This is a genomic window from Variovorax paradoxus EPS, from assembly GCF_000184745.1.
Classification (GTDB): Bacteria; Pseudomonadota; Gammaproteobacteria; order Burkholderiales; family Burkholderiaceae_C; genus Variovorax; species Variovorax paradoxus_C.
Genome location: NC_014931.1, coordinates 2,348,893 through 2,368,249 on the forward strand (window position 1 = coordinate 2,348,893; position 19,357 = coordinate 2,368,249).

General features: G+C 66.5%; 22 protein-coding genes and 1 pseudogene. 10 read left to right on the top strand and 13 right to left on the bottom strand.

Going from position 1 to position 19,357, the window contains the following annotated elements; translation table 11 throughout:
* Positions 1-84: 84 nt before the first annotated feature.
* Together VARPA_RS10835 and VARPA_RS10840 are read left to right on the top strand one after the other, a co-directional pair.
* Positions 85-1,830 (top strand): ShlB/FhaC/HecB family hemolysin secretion/activation protein, encoded by a 1,746-nt coding sequence (locus tag VARPA_RS10835; RefSeq protein ID WP_013540599.1) that lies wholly within the window; start codon positions 85-87, stop codon positions 1,828-1,830.
* A gap of 45 nt (positions 1,831-1,875) precedes the next feature.
* On the top strand, positions 1,876-2,691 hold the full coding sequence (locus VARPA_RS10840) for a hypothetical protein (protein WP_049794395.1): 816 nt from the start codon (positions 1,876-1,878) through the stop codon (positions 2,689-2,691).
* 217 nt (positions 2,692-2,908) lie between these two features.
* On the opposite strand, the gene VARPA_RS10845 is transcribed toward VARPA_RS10840, so the two are convergent.
* Both VARPA_RS10845 and VARPA_RS10850 read right to left on the bottom strand, forming a co-directional pair.
* Entirely contained in the window at positions 2,909-3,763 is an 855-nt protein-coding gene (locus tag VARPA_RS10845; RefSeq protein WP_013540601.1) for an NAD(P)-dependent oxidoreductase, read from the bottom strand.
* A 26-nt stretch (positions 3,764-3,789) separates the two neighbouring features.
* Positions 3,790-4,557 (bottom strand): SDR family oxidoreductase, encoded by a 768-nt coding sequence (locus VARPA_RS10850; RefSeq protein WP_013540602.1) that lies wholly within the window; start codon positions 4,555-4,557, stop codon positions 3,790-3,792.
* 139 nt (positions 4,558-4,696) lie between these two features.
* On the opposite strand from VARPA_RS10850, the gene VARPA_RS10855 reads away from it, so the two are divergent.
* On the top strand, positions 4,697-5,524 hold the full coding sequence (locus tag VARPA_RS10855; RefSeq protein WP_013540603.1) for an AraC family transcriptional regulator: 828 nt from the start codon (positions 4,697-4,699) through the stop codon (positions 5,522-5,524).
* A gap of 12 nt (positions 5,525-5,536) precedes the next feature.
* On the opposite strand, the gene VARPA_RS10860 is transcribed toward VARPA_RS10855, so the two are convergent.
* The 8 genes and pseudogenes from VARPA_RS10860 to VARPA_RS10895 all read right to left on the bottom strand — a co-directional run bounded on the left by VARPA_RS10860 (position 5,537) and on the right by VARPA_RS10895 (position 11,811).
* A complete protein-coding gene (locus VARPA_RS10860; RefSeq protein ID WP_013540604.1) occupies positions 5,537-6,511 on the bottom strand; it encodes a hypothetical protein in 975 nt (324 codons plus the stop codon).
* 32 nt (positions 6,512-6,543) lie between these two features.
* Positions 6,544-7,224, bottom strand: coding sequence for an AAA family ATPase (locus VARPA_RS10865; RefSeq protein ID WP_013540605.1), 681 nt, complete (start codon positions 7,222-7,224; stop codon positions 6,544-6,546).
* Positions 7,221-7,841: a nicotinamide riboside transporter PnuC gene (pnuC, locus tag VARPA_RS10870; RefSeq protein ID WP_013540606.1), complete on the bottom strand. Its 621-nt coding sequence runs from the start codon at positions 7,839-7,841 to the stop codon at positions 7,221-7,223. The genes VARPA_RS10865 and pnuC overlap by 4 nt, the downstream gene beginning before the upstream one ends.
* A gap of 22 nt (positions 7,842-7,863) precedes the next feature.
* Positions 7,864-8,142, bottom strand: a complete 279-nt coding sequence (ftsB, locus tag VARPA_RS10875) for a cell division protein FtsB (RefSeq protein ID WP_013540607.1) — start codon at positions 8,140-8,142, stop codon at positions 7,864-7,866.
* A 100-nt stretch (positions 8,143-8,242) separates the two neighbouring features.
* A complete protein-coding gene (gene eno / locus VARPA_RS10880) occupies positions 8,243-9,526 on the bottom strand; it encodes a phosphopyruvate hydratase (RefSeq protein WP_013540608.1) in 1,284 nt (427 codons plus the stop codon).
* A gap of 26 nt (positions 9,527-9,552) precedes the next feature.
* A complete protein-coding gene (locus VARPA_RS10885) occupies positions 9,553-9,843 on the bottom strand; it encodes a DUF1330 domain-containing protein (RefSeq protein WP_013540609.1) in 291 nt (96 codons plus the stop codon).
* Positions 9,840-9,995: pseudogene (locus VARPA_RS10890) on the bottom strand (3-deoxy-8-phosphooctulonate synthase); the annotation flags it as partial. The pseudogene VARPA_RS10890 and the gene VARPA_RS10885, both read right to left, overlap by 4 nt.
* A 136-nt stretch (positions 9,996-10,131) precedes the next feature.
* Positions 10,132-11,811, bottom strand: a complete 1,680-nt coding sequence (locus VARPA_RS10895; protein WP_013540611.1) for a CTP synthase — start codon at positions 11,809-11,811, stop codon at positions 10,132-10,134.
* 123 nt (positions 11,812-11,934) lie between these two features.
* Between VARPA_RS10895 and coaBC the strand changes: the two genes are divergently transcribed.
* The 4 genes from coaBC to VARPA_RS10915 all read left to right on the top strand — a co-directional run bounded on the left by coaBC (position 11,935) and on the right by VARPA_RS10915 (position 14,748).
* Complete coding sequence (gene coaBC, locus VARPA_RS10900; RefSeq protein WP_013540612.1) at positions 11,935-13,158, top strand: bifunctional phosphopantothenoylcysteine decarboxylase/phosphopantothenate--cysteine ligase CoaBC; 1,224 nt, start codon at positions 11,935-11,937, stop codon at positions 13,156-13,158.
* Positions 13,158-13,613, top strand: a complete 456-nt coding sequence (locus VARPA_RS10905) for a hypothetical protein (protein ID WP_013540613.1) — start codon at positions 13,158-13,160, stop codon at positions 13,611-13,613. The genes coaBC and VARPA_RS10905 overlap by 1 nt, the downstream gene beginning before the upstream one ends.
* The gene (gene dut / locus VARPA_RS10910) at positions 13,614-14,060 is read left to right on the top strand and encodes a dUTP diphosphatase (RefSeq protein ID WP_013540614.1); all 447 of its coding nucleotides are present in this window, start codon (positions 13,614-13,616) and stop codon (positions 14,058-14,060) included.
* 187 nt (positions 14,061-14,247) lie between these two features.
* The gene (locus VARPA_RS10915; RefSeq protein ID WP_013540615.1) at positions 14,248-14,748 is read left to right on the top strand and encodes a glycine zipper 2TM domain-containing protein; all 501 of its coding nucleotides are present in this window, start codon (positions 14,248-14,250) and stop codon (positions 14,746-14,748) included.
* 59 nt (positions 14,749-14,807) lie between these two features.
* On the opposite strand, the gene VARPA_RS10920 is transcribed toward VARPA_RS10915, so the two are convergent.
* Positions 14,808-15,332 carry an FKBP-type peptidyl-prolyl cis-trans isomerase gene (locus VARPA_RS10920; RefSeq protein ID WP_013540616.1) on the bottom strand — a complete coding sequence of 175 codons (525 nt, stop codon included), beginning with the start codon at positions 15,330-15,332 and terminating at the stop codon, positions 14,808-14,810.
* 14 nt (positions 15,333-15,346) lie between these two features.
* On the opposite strand from VARPA_RS10920, the gene VARPA_RS10925 reads away from it, so the two are divergent.
* The 3 genes from VARPA_RS10925 (at position 15,347) to VARPA_RS10935 (ending at position 17,346) form a co-directional block, all read left to right on the top strand.
* Positions 15,347-16,489 (top strand): cupin domain-containing protein, encoded by a 1,143-nt coding sequence (locus VARPA_RS10925; RefSeq protein WP_013540617.1) that lies wholly within the window; start codon positions 15,347-15,349, stop codon positions 16,487-16,489.
* The gene (locus tag VARPA_RS10930; RefSeq protein ID WP_013540618.1) at positions 16,479-16,994 is read left to right on the top strand and encodes a hypothetical protein; all 516 of its coding nucleotides are present in this window, start codon (positions 16,479-16,481) and stop codon (positions 16,992-16,994) included. Before VARPA_RS10925 ends, VARPA_RS10930 begins: the two co-directional genes overlap by 11 nt.
* A gap of 94 nt (positions 16,995-17,088) precedes the next feature.
* Entirely contained in the window at positions 17,089-17,346 is a 258-nt protein-coding gene (locus tag VARPA_RS10935) for a hypothetical protein (protein ID WP_013540619.1), read from the top strand.
* A 75-nt stretch (positions 17,347-17,421) separates the two neighbouring features.
* Here VARPA_RS10935 and VARPA_RS10940 read toward each other — a convergent pair whose 3' ends face one another.
* Positions 17,422-18,198: an MBL fold metallo-hydrolase gene (locus tag VARPA_RS10940; RefSeq protein WP_013540620.1), complete on the bottom strand. Its 777-nt coding sequence runs from the start codon at positions 18,196-18,198 to the stop codon at positions 17,422-17,424.
* 5 nt (positions 18,199-18,203) lie between these two features.
* A complete protein-coding gene (gene bamC, locus VARPA_RS10945; protein ID WP_013540621.1) occupies positions 18,204-19,295 on the bottom strand; it encodes an outer membrane protein assembly factor BamC in 1,092 nt (363 codons plus the stop codon).
* Positions 19,296-19,357: the final 62 nt, after the last annotated feature.

Below are 19,357 nucleotides of genomic sequence, written 5' to 3' on the forward strand. Positions count from 1 at the left end.
CTCGGCGCTGAGCGCGTAGCCCGCGCAATGCACGTAGGTAGAAGAAACAAGCAGGGAGAGAAATTGAAAACGAATTCGCGAGCGATGCTGGCCGGCGTGCTGTTGGGCGGCCCACTGTGGGCTCACGCCCAGGCTCCCAGCACACCGCAACCCTTCGTCGAGCAACAGCGCCAGCAGGAGCGCGAACGCGCCTTGCGCGAGCAGAACGAACGTACTGTTGACCAGCGCCCCCAAGCTGCCCCGCCAGCACCCGCACAGCGCATCCCCGAATCCGAGTCCCCGTGCTTTCGCATCGACCGCGTACTGCTGGCAGGCGAGCAGTCCGAAGCCTTCCAATGGGTCGTCGCCGATCTGTCGGGCCCCGATGGCAACGACTCACCCATTGGCCGATGCCTCGGCACCGCCGGTGTCAACGTCGTTCTCGCGCGAGCGCAGCAAGCCGCGATTGCTCGCGGTTACGTCACGACCCGCGTTCTCGCCGCGCCCCAGGATCTCTCCACCGGCACATTGACGCTCTCGCTGGTGCCGGGGCGCATCGCCGCCATTCGCCTGACGCCGGATTCTTCGTCCACGTTGCTCGGCAGTTCCGCCTTGCTGACCACGGCGATCCCTGCACGCGTTGGCGATCTATTGAACCTGCGCGACATCGAGCAAGGCCTCGAGAACTTGAAGCGCGCACCCACCGCCGAAGCCGACATCCAGATCGAACCATCGACAGCGCCGAACGCCAGGCCTGGCGACAGCGATCTGGTCGTCAAGTACGTTCAATCCAAGAAATGGCGCGTCAATCTGAGCCTGGACGACAGTGGCACCAAGGCCACAGGCCGCAATCAAGCCGGCGTTACCGCATCGTTTGACAACCCCTTGGGTCTGAACGACCTGTTCTACGTCAGCGCCAACCACAGCATCAACAGTCACTTCCTTTGGGAACCGAGCTACGGCACCGAAGGCCAGGTCGCGCACTACTCGCTGCCCTTCGGCTATTGGATGCTCGGCTTCACTGCATCGAACAGCCAGTATCACCAGAGCATCGCCGGTCTGAACGGCGATATCGTCTACGCCGGCAAGACCAGCAACGCCGAGGTCAAGCTCTCGCGCCTGGTCTACCGCGATCAAAGCCGCAAGACGACGGTGGCGATCAAGGGCTTTCGCCGCGAGTCGCGCAGCTTCATCGAAGACCTGGAACTGGACGTGCAGCACCGCGTGGCCGGTGGCTGGGAGCTGAGCCTGAATCACAAGGAGTACATCGGTGAGGCGACGCTCGAAGGCACGCTGGCCTACAAGCGTGGCACCCGCGCTTTTGGCGCCAAAGAATCGTCGGAAGAGATCGCCTATCGCAATCGCGACGATCTGAATGACCCGCTGGAGGGCACTTCGCGCCTGAAGCTCTACACCGCCGACATCAGCCTCAACGCGCCATTCAAGCTCGGCGAGCAAAAGCTGCGGTACTCGGGCCTCATTCGCGCCCAGTGGAACCGCACGCCGCTGACACCGCAGGATCGCTTCGCCATCGGCGGGCGCTACACAGTGCGCGGCTTCGATGGCGAGGCGAACCTGATGGGCGAGCGCGGCTGGCTGCTGCGCAATGACATCGGCTGGGCCATGGGACAGAGCGGCGCCGAGCTCTATGCGGGTATGGACTACGGCCACGTCGGCGGGCGTTCCACCATCGACACGCTCGGCCAGAACCTGGCGGGGGCCGTGGTCGGTGTGCGCGGCCAGTGGAGCAAGTTGAGCTACGACTTCTTCGTCGGTGCACCCATCAGCAAGCCCGAGGGCTATCGCACCGCGAAGGTCACGCTCGGCTTCAATTTGAACGCGAGCTTTTGATCAAGGGAGGTTTTTCCAATGCAAACAAAGACAGAAAAAATATCAATGAACACTGCTGCTGCCCTGCGACGGGGTGCACTCGGCATCGCACTTCTCCTGACCGCATGCGTCACCCAACCGCCGCTGGCAGCGACCCAACCGGACGAAGCGGCTGCCTCGGCGCCCGCGCTGAGCAGTTACGCCGCAGCCGACGGCCTCGTGCCGGTAGGCACGACCAAGGTGCGTCTGCGCGGCAAGTCTTATCCCGACGGCTTCGATCGGTTGCGCATCGTGCGCCGCGATCACACGGGCCGTGCCGTTGCGGCGCAGGTGGCGCTCAATGTCGGTCTTGCGGCGGTCACGGGGCGGGTGGGCGGTTTCGCGGCAGAAGGCTTCTCCAAGGACAACCTGGTCGGCGACCCGGTATTGGAACTGGCAGGGCAGCCATGGGCGAATAACCCCGGCATGAAGGAATTACCTGAGGCGCTCAATGAGATCGCCACCCGTGTCTATGCGGCCCGAGCGTGGAAGGAACTGGAGCGGGGCCGCAGCGAAAGCGGATGGACGCGCGAAGACATGGTTGCTGCCGCGCAGTTGCCTGCCGAGGCCGACGCGCCGATCAACCCCGGCGCATGGCGACTCGTCTACGAAAACCTGTCGGGCCAGGACGAGTTGTACCGCCTGCAGTTCAGCGCCGGCTTGGCCTTGGCAAGCCTGCGTTTCGGTCTTCCGCCCATGCCGGCCAATTGCTTCTATCAGTCGGAGCCGGTGGCTTGGACCACATGGCAAGCCGACGGCTGGCTGCGTCTGCGCGAGGAACGCGCCAAGGCCTTGGCGAAGTGCGTCGAGACGCTAGGCCAAACCAAAGCGCGTCTGTGGTGACGGGTGTTCCTCGCAGCCGCCAGGAATATTCAGCCGAACGGCATGCGGTATCGGCATCGTTGAAGCGGTACGGCGCGTTCCCGTAGTCCATCGCATTGCAGTGCAGTGGAAGAGCACGCTGCCGCTTCAAAGCAGGAACGTCGCGTGGTTGCGGTTCTAGTTCTATGACGCGGGGAGTCCGGTTATCGCAATGCTGCGCAACGACATCAGCGTTGGGCTAACGCATCACCTTCACCATCGCCGCCAACCGCTCGTTCGCAAAGCCCGCATCCAGCGACCGCTTGAACAACCCCATCAGGAAATCCGGAAAGCTCGCATCGAGCCCGGCTTCCCGCGCCTGCTTCACGAAGAGCCGCCCCGCGCCCGCGCAGGTGGCCATCGAGCTCTCGGGTTCGCCGTAGCGGTCGGCGTGGATGGCCAGGCCCTCGGCGCTGATCATTTCGCCGAGCACCGGCGAGATCGCGCCGATCATCTGCGAGAAGGCGGCCACGCCGAGCCCTTCGGATTCGCAGATGCGCACGCCGTGAAAGAACCCGCTCATCGCGCCGAACATGCAAGAGAGCGTGGCGAGGTCCCACGCGGCCGCGTTGCCGATGGGCTCGCCCATGTACTGGATGTTCCCGGCGATGGCTTCGAGCACCGGACGGCAGGCGGCGAGGGCGCGCTCTTCGCCGGAGATGAAGAGCGGCGTGTCGGGCCGGCCGATCTGGCCGGGCGTGGCGAGGAGGGCGCCGTCGAGATACGCGACGCCGCCGAGGGCTGCCCAGTCGTCGCGCGCGTCCTGCGGGGTGCCGGTGCTCAATTGCACCAGCACCTTGCCGCGCAGCGCGTCGGCCACGCCGGGCGCGGCGAGGATGGCGCGCCAAGCCGTGTAGTCCGCCACGCAGACCAGCACGACGGGGCTGGCCTGCACCGCGGCGAGCGCACCGGGTGCGAGCACCGTGCCCTGGTTCAGTAAAGGCTTCGCGCGTTCGGCGGTGCGGTTCCATACCGTCAGCGTGAATTTCGATTGCAGGGCGCGTGCGAGGGCGATGCCCATGGGGCCGAGGCCGATGAGGGAAACGTCGGTCATTTCGTGTGTTCCTTTGGGTGCGGATTTCAGGCGGCGGCCGGGGTGAGCTTCTGCCCCAGCCCGCCATCGACGGTGAGCCGGGCGCCCGTCGTGAAGGTCGCCTCGAAGGCGAAGAAGAGCACCGCGCGCGCCACCTCGGCTGCCGTGCCATGCCGCCGCATCGGCGTGATCTGGTCGCCCACGCGGATGAACTCCGCGCGCTCCTCGGCCGTAGCATCGGCGATGCCCAGCGTGGGCGTGTCGATGAACCCCGGGCTCACCACGTTGACGCGGATGCCGCGCGTCACCAGCTCGGCCGCGAAGCCCGAGGCGAACGAGCGCAGCGCGGCTTTCGTGCCGCTGTAGACGCTCATGCCGTGCATGCCGCCCTCGTCGGCGATGGACGAGGTGAAGACGATCGCGCTGCCCTGCGGCATCAACGGTGCGAGGCGCTGCACTGTGAAGAACGGGCCCTTGGTGTTGATCGCGAAAGCGCGGTCGTAGCCCGCTTCGGTCACCTGCGCGAAGGGCTCCAGTGTCGCGATGCCGGCGTTGATGTGCAGCAGGTCGATGCGGCCGAAGCGCTCGCGCGCCGTGACGGCGAGGGCATCGATGTCGGCGAGCGAGGCCGCATCGGACGCAAGCACATGGGCGCCGGGGCCCAGCGTGCGGCGCGCGGCTTCGAGGTTCTCTGGGTTGCGCCCGGTCACCAGCACTTCGGCGCCGCCTTCGATCAGCGCCTGTGCCGTCGCCAGTCCCATGCCGATGGTGCCGCCGGTGATGACGGCCTTCTTGCCCGCGTAGGGTTTGTTCATGGTTCGCATGCCTTGAAACGATTGGAGTTCATGGCTGCGAATGATCGGGATTGCCGCGCAAAAGGTCGCGCACATTCGGCCGTGCGGGAGCACAAACGGACGATGGCATGCGGCGCGGTCGCGGCAGATAATCTTTCCGATGAGCTACAACGACCTGGCACTGACGGCCGACAGCTTCGTGATGCCCGCACCCTCCGGCCTGCGCGTCGACATGCGCCAGACCCCGGCCGGCGTGGTCGGCTACGAGGCCTTGCCCGACCACCGCATCAAGCTGCACGCGGGCGCACCTGTGCCGGGCGCCTGCCGGCTGCACAAGTTTCTCTACACGCGCGGCGACCTCGACATCCTGCCGGCCGGCGCGACCGACGTCTGGCACGAGGAGGCGCCCAGCACCTCGATCGTCGTGCGCATGGCGCCCTCGCTGCTGCAGCGCACCGCCGACGAGATGGCCCTGCCCGCCGAGCGTGCGCGGCTCGGCGAACGCCACCAGTTCCGCGATGCGCAGATCGAGCACATCGCCCTCGCGCTCGATGCCGAGCGGCGCGCGGGATTTCCGAACGGCACGCTGTACACCGACAGCCTGGGCACCGCGCTGGCAGTGCACTTGATTGCGGGACAGAAGGTCGAGGCGGCGCCCGTGCAGGGGCTGTCGCGGCCGCAACTGCGGCGTGTGACGGAGTACATCGAGGCGAATCTGGACGGCAATCTGTCGCTGTCCGCGCTGGCGGACATCGCAGGCCTGAGCGCCTCGCACCTGAAGACGCAATTCAAGCGCTCCACCGGCCTGCCGGTGCATGAGTACGTGGTGCACCGGCGCGTGGACCGCGCGCGCGGCCTGCTGCTGCGCAGCGCGATGCCGGCGAGCCTCGTGGCGCTGGAGAGCGGTTTCTCGCACCAGAGCCACATGGCGCGGTGCATGCGCCGCGTGCTCGGTGTGACGCCGGGCGAGGTGCGGCGCGCTGGTTGACCGCTGCTGCGCTCAGCGGGCTTCGTTGTCGAAGCCGCTGAATTCGATGTCCGGCGCGCTCGTGTTGTGCTTCGAAGGCAGGCTGCGGCCGAAGCGCACCTGCGTGGCGTTGAGCGACTTCACTTCGGGCAAGGATCTGGCCTGCGATGCGGCGCCCGGCGACTCCTGCCAGCGCACTTCGCTCATATCGGCGTTGTCGGGCGTGACGTACATCGAGCGCAGCACCGCGAAGGGTTGCGCGCTCGCAGTGGGCTTCGACAGCGTCACATCCAGCGCCGTGCGCTTGCGGCTGATCTCGTCCACGCGCGCTACCGCGCTGCCGCCGTTCGTGAAGCGCAGGTGGATCGCCAGTGGCTTGGGCACCACGCGGATCGACGCGATGTTCACCACCGGCCGCCCGGCCTGCTCGACGGGCCCGAGCAGGAACGACGAGCCGTACACGCCGTCGCCGAAGCGCGCCTCGGGCAGCGGCTTCAGGCGCCAGTAACCGTCGGAGGGATACAGCACGATGGCCTCCAGCGCCTTGCCGTTCTCCTTCTTGAACACCTGCAGCAGGTGAAAGCCGCGGTCGCTGCGTTTGCCTACCTGCACCGGCACGCGCTGCGGCCGCCAGAAGGTGGGCAGCGTCATGCCGACGATGCGCCACTCGGCGTTGTCCAGCAGCACCACGGTGCGCTTCTTGAAGCGGTGCGCGGGATCGGTGGGGTGTGTGCCGCCATCGAAATTGCAGCCAGAAAAATCAGGCGCGGTGACGTCGTTGCCGATCTTGTCGAGGTAGTCGGGCTGCAGCGCCTCGATGCGCATGTGGCGGATGCCCTCGCCACGCAGCACCATGGAGACGTTGTCTTCCTCGGCGCAGGCGGTGGTCGTGGTGCCGTTCTCGACAGTGGCGGCGACGGGGGCTGCGAGGGCAGGGCCGGCCGACAGTAGCGCGGCGATAAAAAAGGGCAGGAGGGAGGCGGTGCGCGGGGCGGGGTGCAGGGGCATCAGGTCTCCGTGGAAGAAGAACGGCGGCTTGCTTATTCGCGCCGCCCGATCAGGTCTGTGAAAAGCCGATGTTCGCATTCCGGGTCGGAACACTTCTCGCAAGGCCATGTCCACGCGGCGGGCTTTGCGTCGGCCTTGCCACTCGCACGCGCACGGGTTTCGCGGTCTTCGCCACTGGCGATCGAGTTGATGGCGTTCCACGCGTTGGCCAGGCGTTCGCCGCCGGTGCCGTGCACGACGGTGAACGAGAGCTTCGCGCCCGTCAGCGCTGCGCGCACGAGCGTGTCGGTCGGCTGGCGGGCATGGGGGCCGTCGCGCAGGTGGTCGGCGACCCAGGGAATGTCGAGCGCGGTGAGCAGCGTGATGGCGTAGCGCCGCTGGGCTGCGAGGGCGCCGGCGTAGAGCGAGCGGTCGTCGAAGAGCTGCTCGCTGTAGACCGCGGTCATGAGCGCGGTGGTGTCGGCGATCACGACGCCGGTTGCTGCTGCGGCGTCGATGCGGCGCGTCTGTTCGTCGGCAATGGCCTGCTGCTCGTCGGGGCGCGGCGTGCGGCCTTCGCGATCGCACCATTCGCGCAGGTACTCGCCCACCAGCGTGGCCGGAATGCCGCGCTCCTGCAGGCGCTGTGCGATGGCGCGCGCCAGTTCGGTCTTGCCGGTGCTCTCGGCGCCCAGCACCGCGATGACGCAACCGGTCGGCAGCATCGGCGTCATGCGCGCTCCAGCGCCGGCAGGCGCTGCCGCCATGCCAGGTAGCCGGCCACGCTGAGCACCGCGAACACGGCGTACAGGCCGACGGTGAGCCACAGGCCCTTGTGGATGAACAGGCCCACGCTCACGACGTTCACCGCCAGCCAGATGAGCCAGTTCTCGATGAACTTGCGCCCGAGCAGGAACTGGCCGATGAGGCTGAGGCCGGTGGCGAAACCGTCCCACCACGGCACGTCGGTGTCGGTGAAACGGCCAAGGAAGAGGGCGACCGCGGGCCATGCGATGGCGCAGGCGACCAGGGTCAGCGTGATGCCGCGCGACGACAGCCGGCTGACATGCAGCGCGCTGCCGTCACTGCGATGGCCGCTCAGCCATTGGAACCAGCCCCAGAGCGCGACGAAGGCGAAGAACACCTGCAGCGACGCATCGCCATAGATGCGCGCCTTGGCGAAGACCGCGACGTAGAGCAGCGAACTGGCGATGGCCAGCGGCCAGCCCCAGTGGATCTCGCGCATGTTGCAGCCGACCATCGCGAGCGCGAGGACGGCGGCCACGAGTTCGAGCCAGCTGACGGGGGAGCCCCAGAGCGCGAAGGCGGGGGCCGAGAGGAACTCGGGCATCAGCAGGCGGAGTGTTGAAGGGTCAGTGCGCGATCTGCACGAATACTTCGTTCGGCTTGACCATGCCGAGTTCCGCTCGCGCACGTTCTTCGACCATCTCGAGCCCGTCCTTCAGGTCGTTGACCTCCGAGGCCAGCCGCTCGTTGGTGATCGTGGCCTTGGCGTTCGCTTCCTTCTGATCGGTCAGCTTGGTCTGCAGTTGCACGACGTCGCGCACGCTGCCGCGCCCGTTCCACAGCTGCCACTGGAGAACGACCAGCAGGAGCAGCAGGACGATGGGAGGAACGAAGCGCGCGCGCATGAATGAGTGTCTGTCTACGCCACCCGCACACCGGGGCCGCCGCGCTGCCGTTCCGGATGGAGCGGCGAAGTGCGTGGCCTGGCGAGCCGGGTGGCTGGCATCACTTGAGGTTGTAGAACGCGCCGCGGCCCGGGTAGCTGGCGATGTCGCCGAGGTCTTCTTCGATGCGCAGCAGCTGGTTGTACTTGGCGATGCGGTCCGAACGCGAGAGCGAGCCGGTCTTGATCTGGCCGGCGTTGGTGCCAACGGCGATGTCGGCGATGGTGCTGTCCTCGGTTTCGCCCGAGCGGTGCGAAATGACGGCCGTGTAGCCCGCGCGCTTGGCCATCTCGATGGCGGCGAAGGTCTCGGTGAGCGTGCCGATCTGGTTGATCTTGATCAGGATCGAGTTGGCAATGCCCTTGTCGATGCCCTCTTGCAGGATCTTGGTGTTGGTGACGAACAGGTCGTCGCCCACCAGCTGCACGCGCTTGCCCAGACGCTCGGTCAGGTGCTTCCAGCCGTCCCAGTCGCCTTCATGCATGCCGTCTTCGATGCTGATGATCGGGTACTTGTCGACCCAGTTGGCGAGCATGTCGGTCCAGCTTTCGGCCGACAGCGACAGGTTCTCGCCCGACAGCACGTACTTGCCGTCCTTGTAGAACTCGCTGGCCGCGCAATCGAGGCCCAGGGCGATCTGCTCGCCCGCGGTGTAGCCGGCCTTGTCGATGGCTTCCAGGATGAGCTGGATGGCCGCTTCATGGCTCTCGACGCTGGGGGCGAAGCCGCCTTCGTCGCCGACCGCCGTGCTGATGCCGCGGTCGCCCAGGATCTTCTTCAGGGCATGGAACACTTCGGCGCCATAGCGCACGGCCTCGCGGAAGCTCTTGGCGCCCACGGGGATGATCATGAACTCTTGCAGGTCGAGGCTGTTGTTGGCGTGCGCGCCGCCGTTGATGACGTTCATCATCGGCACTGGCAGCTGCATGCCACCCATGCCGCCGAAATAACGGTACAGCGGCAGGCCCGACTCTTCGGCCGCGGCGCGGGCCACGGCCATCGAGACGGCGAGGGTGGCGTTGGCGCCGAGGCGCGCCTTGTTGTCGGTGCCGTCCAGGTCGATCATCGTGCGATCGAGAAAGGCCTGTTCGCTGGCATCGAGGCCGAGCACGGCTTCGGAGATCTCGGTGTTGATGTTCTCGACGGCCTTCAGCACGCCCTTGCCGAGATAGCGGCTCTTGTCGCCGTCGCGCAGCTCGATGGCTTCGCGCGAGCCGGTCGATGCGCCCGAGGGCACGGCCGCACGGCCCATGGTGCCCGACTCGAGCAGCACGTCGCACTCGACGGTGGGGTTGCCTCGGCTGTCGAGAATTTCGCGGCCGACGATGTCAACGATTGCACTCATCTTTTGTCTTTCTCAAATAAAACGGATCACACACCTTCGACAACGATCATGCGCATGATCGCGGCGCCCTGACGCGCTGTGCGCGCCTTGCCGTATTCGGGCGATTCATTGAATTTCTTTGCGGCTTCGACGCTCGGGAACTTGAGGATCACGATGCGCTGCGGCGCCCAGTCGCCTTCGAGCACTTCGACCTTGCCGCCGCGCGCGCACACCTCGGCACCGTGCGCCTTCATGGCTTCGGTGGACCACTTCTTGTAGTCCTCGTACTGCACCGGGTTGGTGACTTCGACGTTGGCGATGATGTAGGCGCTGGTCATTGCTGAAAGATGTCCTCGAGAAAAGCGTTTTTCTTGGTGACCCGGTCGAGCGCGACGAGCGTCTCGAGCAGGGCCTTCATGTGCTTGAGCGGCACGGCGTTGGGGCCGTCGCTCAATGCCTTGGCGGGATCGGGGTGCGTTTCCATCTGCAGCTGCTCGGATTCGATCACGCAGGGGCCGGCGATCAGGAAGAAGGGCTGGTTCAGCCCGACGTCGAACCCGCAGAGCCTCATTCGGACGCCTCCACGCTGCGCACTGCGGTGTTCGCCTTCGAAACGCCCCAACGGCTCATGCAACAGCCTTCAGGCTCTTCGAGCCGCCCGCGCCCTGTGCCTTGTGATCGAGTGCTGCCTTGATGAACGCGTTGAAGAGCGGGTGGCCGCCCCATGGCGTCGACTTGAATTCGGGGTGGAACTGCACGCCCATGAACCAGGGGTGCACGTCTTGCGGCAGCTCGACGATTTCGGTCAGGTGCTCGCGCTGCGTGAGCGCGGAGATCACGAGGCCGGCGGCGCGCAGCTCGTCCAGATAGTTGACGTTGGCTTCGTAGCGATGGCGATGGCGTTCGGTGACCACGTCGCCGTAGATGCTGTGGGCCAAGGTGCCCGGCGAGACATCGGAGCTCTGGGCGCCAAGGCGCATGGTGCCGCCCAGGTCGGACTTCGCGTCGCGCGTCTTCACGGTGCCGTCGGCGTCCTTCCATTCGGTGATCAGCGCGATCACGGGGGTGGGCGTCTCGGGGTCGAACTCGGTGCTGTTGGCGTTCTTCAGGCCCGCCACGTGGCGTGCGTATTCGATGGTGGCCACCTGCATGCCCAGGCAGATGCCCAGGTACGGCACCTTGCCTTCGCGGGCGAAGCGGGCCGCGGAAATCTTGCCTTCCACGCCGCGCTGGCCGAAGCCGCCGGGCACGAGGATGGCGTCGTACTTCGCGAGGCGCGAGACGTCTTGCGCGGAAATGGTTTCGGAGTCGATGTAGTCGATCTTCACGCGCGCATGGTTCTTCATGCCGGCGTGGCGCAGCGCCTCGTTGAGCGACTTGTAGCTGTCCGACAGGTCGACGTACTTGCCGACCATGGCGATCGAGACTTCCTGCTGCGGATGCTCTACCTCGTAGACCAGGTCGTCCCAGCGCTGCAGCTTGGCGGGCGGGGTGTTGATGCGCAGCTTGTCGCAGATGAGGCCGTCCAGGCCCTGCTCGTGCAGCATGCGGGGCACCTTGTAGATGGTGTCCACGTCCCACATCGAGATCACGCCCCATTCGGGCACGTTCGAGAACAGCGAGATCTTGGCGCGCTCATCGTCGGGGATCGGGCGGTCGGCGCGGCACAGCAGCACATCGGCCTGGATGCCGATGGCGCGCAGTTCCTTGGCCGTGTGCTGGGTGGGCTTGGTCTTGAGTTCGCCGGCGGCGGCGATCCAGGGCACGTACGACAGGTGCACGAAGGCGGAGTTGTTCGGGCCGTTGCGCAGGCTCATCTGGCGCACGGCTTCCAGGAAGGGCAGCGACTCGATGTCGCCGACCGTGCCGCCGATCTCGACGATGGCCACGTCGACCTCGTGCGAGGTGCCGATGCCGGCGCCGCGCTTGATGTATTCCTGGATTTCGTTGGTGATGTGCGGGATCACCTGCACCGTCTTGCCGAGGTAGTCGCCGCGGCGTTCCTTCTCGAGCACGGTCTTGTAGATCTGGCCGGTCGTGAAGTTGTTGGCCTTGCGCATCCGCGTGTTGATGAAGCGCTCGTAGTGGCCGAGGTCGAGGTCGGTCTCGGCGCCGTCATCGGTGACGAACACCTCGCCATGCTGGAAGGGCGACATCGTGCCGGGGTCGACATTGATGTACGGATCAAGCTTGATGAGGGTGACTTGGAGGCCGCGCGATTCGAGGATCGCAGCGAGAGAGGCGGAGGCGATTCCCTTGCCAAGGGAAGATACGACACCACCGGTGACGAAGACAAATTTGGTCATGCCAGTTCCGGATGCGTGAATCCGGGCAGTGGGAAATTGCGATTATAGGTGTGCCCTTTGCGACACCTTCCGCCGAGGGCTTGTTGCCATTTGTTCGATGGCCTATGAGCAACAATACGGCCCATGCAAGATCTCGCCGGAAAACACATCGTCCTGGGACTCACGGGCGGCATCGCCTGCTACAAGTCGGCCGAGCTTTGCCGGCTCTTCGTGAAGGCCGGCGCCACCGTCCAGGTCGTGATGACCGAGGCGGCCGAGCAGTTCATCACGCCGGTGACGATGCAGGCGCTTTCCGGCCGCACGGTCTACACCTCGCAGTGGGACACCCGCGAGCCCAACAACATGCCGCACATCAACCTGAGCCGAGAGGCCGACGCGATCGTGCTGGCGCCGTGCAGCGCCGACTTCATCGCCCGCCTGGTGCAGGGCCGCTCCGACGACCTGCTGAGCCTGATGTGCCTGGCCCGCCCGATGGACCGCATTCCGCTCCTGATCGCGCCCGCCATGAACCGCGAGATGTGGGCCCACCCGGCCACTCAGCGCAACCTGATGCAGGTGTCGGCCGACGGCGCGACCGTGCTGGGCGTGGGCAGCGGCTGGCAAGCGTGCGGGGAGACCGGCGACGGGCGCATGCTCGAGCCTGCGCAACTGCTCGAGGACATCACGGCTTTCTTTCAGCCCAAGCTGCTGGCGGGGCAGAAGGTGCTGGTCACCGCGGGCCCGACCTTCGAGGCGCTGGACCCGATTCGCGGCATCACCAATCACTCGTCCGGTAAGATGGGCTTTGCCATTGCCCGCGCCGCCCGCGAGGCCGGTGCCGAAGTCACGCTGGTGGCCGGCCCCGTGCACCTGCCGACGCCGCGCGGCGTGACCCGCGTCGATGTGCTGTCCGCTCAGGACATGCTCGAAGCCACCGCCCGTGCAGCGCAGAGTGCTAGCATTTTTGTAGCTACCGCCGCCGTCGCCGACTGGCGCCCGGCCACGCACAGCGACCAGAAGATCAAGAAGGACGGCAGCGGCAAGACGCCGGTGCTCGACTTCGTCGAGAACGCCGACATCCTGCTCACGGTCGCCAAGAGCGAGCGGGCCCAGGCCAAGAAGCTGTTCTGCGTCGGCTTCGCGGCCGAGAGCGAGAACCTCGTCGAACACGCCAAGGCCAAGCGCGAGCGCAAGGGCATTCCGCTCCTGGTGGGCAACATCGGCCCGCTGACCTTCGGCCAGGACGACAACGCATTGCTGCTCGTGGACGCCAAGGGCGTGCGCGAACTGCCCCGCGCGCCCAAGCTCACGCTGGCGCGTGAACTGATGACGGAGATTGCCGCACGACTTCCCGACTGGAGAGCCTGATGAACACCGAATCGAACACGCCGCCCAATGGCGACTTCGCCCGCTACGTCGAGCAGCTTTCGGCGCGGGCGGCACAGCCGAAACGGCCGGCGCAGCCGGGGGAGCCCGGGCTGGACGTCGGCATGAACCAGTCGCCCGGCCAGCAGGGCCCAGTCTCGGCCGCGATGCAGCGCGCCGACCTGCCGAACGGCGCCGTGCCGAAGCGGGAGCCGGGCTCGTTCGACCCGGTGCTGCTCAAGGTGCTGGGCGCGGTGGGAGCGCTGGTGTTCCTGGTGCTGTGGTCGATCGGCGTGCCGTTCTTCGTGCTGGTCGCAGGGTTCGCCGTGGCGGCCTGGTTCGGCAAGAGTTTTTTCAAGGGCTTGAAGCTCACGCCCGGCGTGGCCAAGTGGCAGCAGGTGCTCGAAGAGGCCACCCGCAAGCAAAGAGAACAGCAGCAACAAAAGCAAGGCAAGTAAGTGAAAGTCGACGTTCGTATCCTCGATCCACGCATGGTGGATCAATTGCCCGCATATGCCACTCCCGGAAGCGCCGGCCTCGATCTGCGGGCCTGCCTCGATGCGCCGGTCACGCTGGAGCCCAACGGCTGGCAGCTGGTGGGCACCGGCATCGCGATCCACCTGGCCGATCCGGCGTTCGCGGCGCTGATCCTGCCGCGCTCGGGGCTGGGCCACAAGCACGGCATCGTGCTGGGCAACCTCGTCGGGCTGATCGACAGCGACTACCAGGGCGAACTCAAGATCAGCGCCTGGAACCGCAGCGACACGCCCTTCGTGCTGCAGCCGATGGAGCGGCTCGCGCAACTGGTGATCGTGCCGGTGGTGCAGGCGCAGTTCCGGGTGGTCACGGAATTCGAGGCGTCGCAGCGCGGCGAGGGCGGCTACGGCTCCACGGGCAAGCACTGAGCGAGCACCAAAAGCTGAAGCCAGCCTGAGTAACTACCAGGTAAGCGAGGGGTAAAGAGCGGAACCGCCGCAGCGGCGCCGCACTCGAAAGTTTCAGCATGTGTCTTGCGTCATCGCAGCGAAAGCTGCGGCGTTATTCACAGGCAGCGCACTTTCTCGCGCAGTTCTATTCGAGGAGCCTCTCAACATGAAGATCTCAATGCGCTTCGTATCCGTCACCGCTTCCGTGCTGGCCCTGGCCACGCTCACGGCCTGTGTTGCCCCCATGCCGGTCTACCAGACCTCCCGCTACCCTTACCAGGCGCCGCCGCAAGCCATCCAGTATCGCGAAGCCTCCCACGTCGAATACGGCCATGTGGCCAACATCGAGGTGCTGCGCAGCGAGACTGCCGGCACCGGTACTTCCGGCGGCGGTGCTGTCGCCGGTGGCGTCATCGGCGGCGTGGTCGGCAACCAGTTCGGGCGCGGCAACGGCCGGGCCGCGGCGACCGCGCTGGGCATCGTGGGCGGTGCCTTGCTGGGCAACACCATCGAGGCGCAGCAGAACGGGCCGCGTGTCTACGAGAGCTATCGGGTGTCGGTGCAAACCGACCACGGCGGTTATCGGGCGTTCGACGTGCAAAGCCCCGGTGACCTGCGCATCGGCGACCGGGTGCGCATCGACAACGGCCAGATTTCGCGCATGTAAGCGGTCTATGCAGACGTAAAAAAACCGGGCAGTGCCCGGTTTTTTTACGTCTGCAGTCCTCAGTGCAGCATCTGGTTGCCCGGTGCCATCGGCGGCACCTTGAAGAAGGCCGTACCGGCCGTGCCGCGGCCGACTTCTTCTTCCGTCGCCTCGCGCACCGAACGCACGGTGATGTCCAGTCGGATCGCGATGCCGGCCAGCGGATGGTTGCCGTCGAGCACCAGGTGGTCGGGGTAGATTTCGGCGACCGTGTAGAGCGCGTCCCGCGGGATGCCGTCACTCACGCCCTTCGGCAATGCCGAGCCGTCGAAGGTCATGCCTTCTTCCGTGCCCTCGGGAAACAACGAGCGCGGCTCCAGGAAGAGCATCTGGTCGTTGAAGTCGCCGAAGCCCTGTTCGGGCTCGACCTGCAATTGCACACGGGCGCCAGGCTCATGGCCTTGCAAGGCCGCCTCGATGACGTCGAAGAGATCGTCGCCGCCCACCATGAATTCGACCGGCTCGTCGAGCACATCCAGCACGTCGCCGAGCGTGTCTTTCATCGTCCAGGTCAAACCGACCACGCATTGTTCAGAGATTTCCATTGCAGAATTCTCCCATGGAGATTACACAACCGCTGCCGTTGCTCGGCGGCCTGAGCGCCGCGCAGTTCATGCGGCGGTACTGGCAGAAAAAGCCGCTGCTGGTCCGCCAGGCAATTCCCGCCATGGTGCCACCGATCGATCGCAGCGCGCTGTTTGCGCTGGCCGAGCGCGAAGAGGTGGAATCGCGCCTCATCCGCCACGGCAAATCAGGCTGGTCGCTCAAGCACGGCCCGCTGCCAAGACGTGCCCTGCCACCCCTCAAGCAACCCGCCTGGACCCTGCTGGTGCAAGGCGTCGACCTGCACCACGACGGCGTGCACGACCTGCTGCGGCAGTTTCGCTTCCTGCCCGATGCGCGGCTGGACGACCTGATGATCAGCTACGCGAGCGACACCGGCGGCGTCGGCGCGCATTTCGACAGCTACGACGTGTTCCTGCTGCAGGCCCAGGGCCGCCGCCGCTGGTCCATCGGCAAGCAGGGCGACCTGCGCCTGCAGCCGGGCGTGCCGCTCAAGATCCTCGAGAACTTCGAGCCCGAAGAGACCTTCGTGCTCGAGCCGGGCGACATGCTCTACCTGCCGCCGAAGTACGCCCATGAAGGCGTCGCGGTGGGCGACGACTGCATGACCTTTTCCATCGGCCTGCGCTCGTCCGCCCTGGGCGAGCTCGGCGCCGATCTGCTCGCGCGCATGGCGCAGGCCTATTCGGAAGACCTCGAGGACGCCGGCCCCGCGGAACTGACGCGCTACCGCGACCCGACGCAGCCTGCGGTCGATGCCCCCGCCGCAATGCCCGCCGCGCTGCAGGACTTCGCGCGCAAGGCCGTCGAGGCCGCGCTGCGCGACCCGGACGCCATAGCCCGCGCCCTTGGCGAATCGCTGACCGAGCCCAAGGCCAACATCTGGTTCGACGAAGGCGGCGACGTGCCCGACGCGATGCAGCAGGTATCGCTCGATCGCCGCACGCGCATGCTCTACGACACGCGCCACATCTACATCAACGGCGAGAGCTTTCGTGCAGGCGGCGCCGATGCCGCGCTGATGCGCAAGCTGGCCGACCGGCGCGCGCTCGGCCCGCGCGAGCTGGCACGGGCCAGCGAAGGGGCGTTGGCGCTGCTGGGCGAGTGGTGCGAGGCGGGCTGGGTTCATGCCGACTGACGGCAACAGTACTTCGCCGCTGCCGTTGTTGCCCGAAGGCCGCTTCGATGGCCGGGAGGCTTTCGGCGCGATCGTTCGCCATGCGCTCTCGGCCGCCGCGCGCGAAGGCTGGAAGGAGATCGTCTTCAGCGATCCCGACTTCGCCGACTGGCCCCTGGGTGAGCGCGCCAGCATCGAGGCGCTGCAGGCCTGGTCGGCCAGCGGCCGGCGCTTCGTGCTGCTGGCCCAGCGCTTCGACGTGATCGAGCGCGGCCACGCGCGCTTCGTGCCGTGGCGCCGCATGTGGGACCACATCATCGAATGCCGGGCCACCGCCAAGGTGGCCGGCGCCGAGCCGCCGAGCGCGATCTGGACACCCACCTGGTTCGCGCACCGCATCGACCCCGAGCGCTGCCGCGGCGTCTGCGGTGCAGATCCTCGCGCCCGCCGCGAATTGCGCGAAGCCATCGACGAGAGCTGGCGCGTGGGGCGGCCGGCATTTCCGGCATCGACACTCGGCTTGTAAGCCAATGCCGCGAATGCGGCCGCGAGACACATTCAGGCGGAGATGCGGGTCTAGAATTTTTTCGTTCCAGACATTCTTTGCCAAAGGAGTTCTCATGAAGAAGTCGTCGTCCGTCCTGATTGCCTCGTTGATCGCCGCTGCCGCACTCGTTGCCTGCGGCAAGAAAGAGGACGCCGCTCCCGCGGTGGTGACGCCTCCGCCCGCTCCCGTGACCGAACCCGCGGCGCCGCCTGCCGCCGCGCCGGCGCCTTCATCGGCTGCGAGCGCACCTTCACCCGCCGCTTCGTCGGCGCTGGACGCTGCAAATGCCGCGACAGAGGCCGCGAAGAAGAACGAAGCACCCAAGCAATAAGCCAGGTCCTTCACCAAGCAGAAAGCCGCCCGAGGGCGGCTTTTCTACTGGGGTCGCCTACAGGTCAGCTGGCGGTCAGACATCGAGCCAGGGCGAGCCCTCGGCCGCGGTGGCGGTCAGCATTTCCGCCTCATGGCCACCCAGCGCCTCGGCCATCAGGCGCCGCACGATGTCGGGCCGGTTGTTCTGCTCGCTCAAGTGCGCTGCGACCACGTGGCGCAGGCCGTCGTGGCGCACCGCGCGCGCGATCTCCGCCGCCGCTGCATTCGACAGGTGCCCGTAGTTGCCGCCGACGCGCAGCTTGAGGAAAGGCGGGTAGGCCGAATTGGCCAGAAGGTCGCTGTCGTGGTTGAACTCGAGCAGCAGCGCATGCACGCCGGCCAGGCGATTCAGCACGTGGGCCGTGGCGTGGCCCAGGTCGGTCAATACGCCGAGCGAGCGCGCGCCGTCCGTGCAGCGAAGCTGCAGTGGCTCACGCGCGTCGTGCGGCACGGTGAAGGGCTGCACGCCGATATCGCCGACGGCGAACTCCGCGTCGTCGCGCGCCAGGTTCAACCGGCCCTCGAAGTCGCGGCCGCCCGTGGCGAGCCAGGTGCCTTCGCTCATCCAGACGGGAATGCGATTGCGCCGCGAGAGCGTGTGGGCGCAGCCGATGTGATCGCCGTGCTCGTGGGTGATGAAGATGGCGTCGATGTCGCCAGCGACGAGGCCCGCCTGGGCCAGCCGCTGATCGAGCTGCCGGATGCCGAACCCGCAGTCGACCAGGAGCCGGGAGGTGCGGCCGCCGCTGGTCGCCTCGACCAGAGCGGCATTGCCCGTGCTGCCGCTACCGAGGCTTCGGAAGCGGAGCATGCGGGTTACTTCAGGTCGTCGGCGATGACCTTGACGATGCGCTGCGCGTTGGCCGAGGTTTCGGGCGCGCCGGCTTCGTTCTGCACCGAGACGGTGGTCGATTCGCCCTGGCTCTTCACGAGGATGCGGAACTTGATCGGCTTTTCGTCCTTGGACGAGCTGCTGAACAGCTTGCCGAAGAAGCCTTCTTCCTTCTTGTCGGGGTTCGGCGTCACGTAGCGCACGTAGTAGATGCCGGCGCTGCGGTCGCGGTCTTCCACGGTGAAGCCGGTGCGGTCGAGGGCGAGGCCGACGCGGCGCCATGCGCGCTCGAAGCCTTCGCTGATCTGCACCACGGGCTGGTTGCCCACGCTGGCGGTGGTCGCGGTCTTTGCCGGTGCCGAGGTGGCGGCCAGGATCTTCGACTGCTCTTGCGAGACACCCAGCTTGACCATCAGGCGGCGCAGGAACTCGGTTTCGAGTTCAGGGTCGCTCGGGCGCGGCTGCCACACGGTCTGGTCCTGGCGCGAGTTGTTGTAGACCTCCTGCATGCCGCGGTGGCTGATGAAGATCTCGGTGCCGTTGGTGGTGCGTTCGATGCGGGTGCGGAAGCGGTCGAGTTCGCCGGTCGAGTAGACCGAGTCGACCAGCTTGCCCAGCGTGCCGCGGATGATGTCCTGCGGCAGCTTGGCGCGGTTTTCGGCCCAGTCGGTTTCCATGATGCCGAGGTTGCGCTGCTCGGTGGTCAGGAGGAAGCCGCTTTCCTGCCAGAAGTCCTTCACCGGCTCCCAGAGCTGGTCGGGCGTGCGGTTGATGACGATCCAGCGCTGCGTGCCCGCGCGTTCCATGCGCACATCGCCGATGTTGGCGACGGCGGTGGGTACGCCCGGCGCATTGGCGATGCCGGTCTGGTACGAATTGGCGCTGACGGCGCCGCCGGGCACCGCATAGCGGTTGTCGCGCGAGAGTTGCGACAGGTCGGGCGGGACTTCGAGCGTTGGGGCCTTGCCGGCGCTCTTGTAGTCGATCTTGTCGCTCTCGAGCACGGAGCAGGCGGCGAGGCTGGCAACCAGGGTGGTCAGCAGTGCATATCGCGAAAGTTGCGAAAGGTTCTTCAACGTCGTCTTCCTTGTTGGAATGGTTCGATCAATCTATGGGCCGCAGTGCCCGCCATCTCTGA

Excerpts from the sequence above, each read along its gene's own strand:
- VARPA_RS10855 (WP_013540603.1), top strand. The coding sequence starts at position 4,697 with ATGAGCTACAACGACCTGGCACTGACGGCCGACAGCTTCGTGATGCCC.
- pnuC (WP_013540606.1), bottom strand. The coding sequence starts at position 7,841 with ATGCCCGAGTTCCTCTCGGCCCCCGCCTTCGCGCTCTGGGGCTCCCCC.
- VARPA_RS10915 (WP_013540615.1), top strand. The coding sequence starts at position 14,248 with ATGAAGATCTCAATGCGCTTCGTATCCGTCACCGCTTCCGTGCTGGCC.
- VARPA_RS10920 (WP_013540616.1), bottom strand. The coding sequence starts at position 15,332 with ATGGAAATCTCTGAACAATGCGTGGTCGGTTTGACCTGGACGATGAAA.
- VARPA_RS10930 (WP_013540618.1), top strand. The coding sequence starts at position 16,479 with ATGCCGACTGACGGCAACAGTACTTCGCCGCTGCCGTTGTTGCCCGAA.
- VARPA_RS10840 (WP_049794395.1), top strand. The coding sequence starts at position 1,876 with ATGAACACTGCTGCTGCCCTGCGACGGGGTGCACTCGGCATCGCACTT.
- VARPA_RS10865 (WP_013540605.1), bottom strand. The coding sequence starts at position 7,224 with ATGACGCCGATGCTGCCGACCGGTTGCGTCATCGCGGTGCTGGGCGCC.
- VARPA_RS10895 (WP_013540611.1), bottom strand. The coding sequence starts at position 11,811 with ATGACCAAATTTGTCTTCGTCACCGGTGGTGTCGTATCTTCCCTTGGC.
- ftsB (WP_013540607.1), bottom strand. The coding sequence starts at position 8,142 with ATGCGCGCGCGCTTCGTTCCTCCCATCGTCCTGCTGCTCCTGCTGGTC.
- VARPA_RS10845 (WP_013540601.1), bottom strand. The coding sequence starts at position 3,763 with ATGACCGACGTTTCCCTCATCGGCCTCGGCCCCATGGGCATCGCCCTC.
- VARPA_RS10860 (WP_013540604.1), bottom strand. The coding sequence starts at position 6,511 with ATGCCCCTGCACCCCGCCCCGCGCACCGCCTCCCTCCTGCCCTTTTTT.
- VARPA_RS10925 (WP_013540617.1), top strand. The coding sequence starts at position 15,347 with ATGGAGATTACACAACCGCTGCCGTTGCTCGGCGGCCTGAGCGCCGCG.
- VARPA_RS10935 (WP_013540619.1), top strand. The coding sequence starts at position 17,089 with ATGAAGAAGTCGTCGTCCGTCCTGATTGCCTCGTTGATCGCCGCTGCC.
- VARPA_RS10835 (WP_013540599.1), top strand. The coding sequence starts at position 85 with ATGCTGGCCGGCGTGCTGTTGGGCGGCCCACTGTGGGCTCACGCCCAG.
- VARPA_RS10940 (WP_013540620.1), bottom strand. The coding sequence starts at position 18,198 with ATGCTCCGCTTCCGAAGCCTCGGTAGCGGCAGCACGGGCAATGCCGCT.
- coaBC (WP_013540612.1), top strand. The coding sequence starts at position 11,935 with ATGCAAGATCTCGCCGGAAAACACATCGTCCTGGGACTCACGGGCGGC.
- eno (WP_013540608.1), bottom strand. The coding sequence starts at position 9,526 with ATGAGTGCAATCGTTGACATCGTCGGCCGCGAAATTCTCGACAGCCGA.
- VARPA_RS10885 (WP_013540609.1), bottom strand. The coding sequence starts at position 9,843 with ATGACCAGCGCCTACATCATCGCCAACGTCGAAGTCACCAACCCGGTG.
- VARPA_RS10850 (WP_013540602.1), bottom strand. The coding sequence starts at position 4,557 with ATGAACAAACCCTACGCGGGCAAGAAGGCCGTCATCACCGGCGGCACC.
- VARPA_RS10905 (WP_013540613.1), top strand. The coding sequence starts at position 13,158 with ATGAACACCGAATCGAACACGCCGCCCAATGGCGACTTCGCCCGCTAC.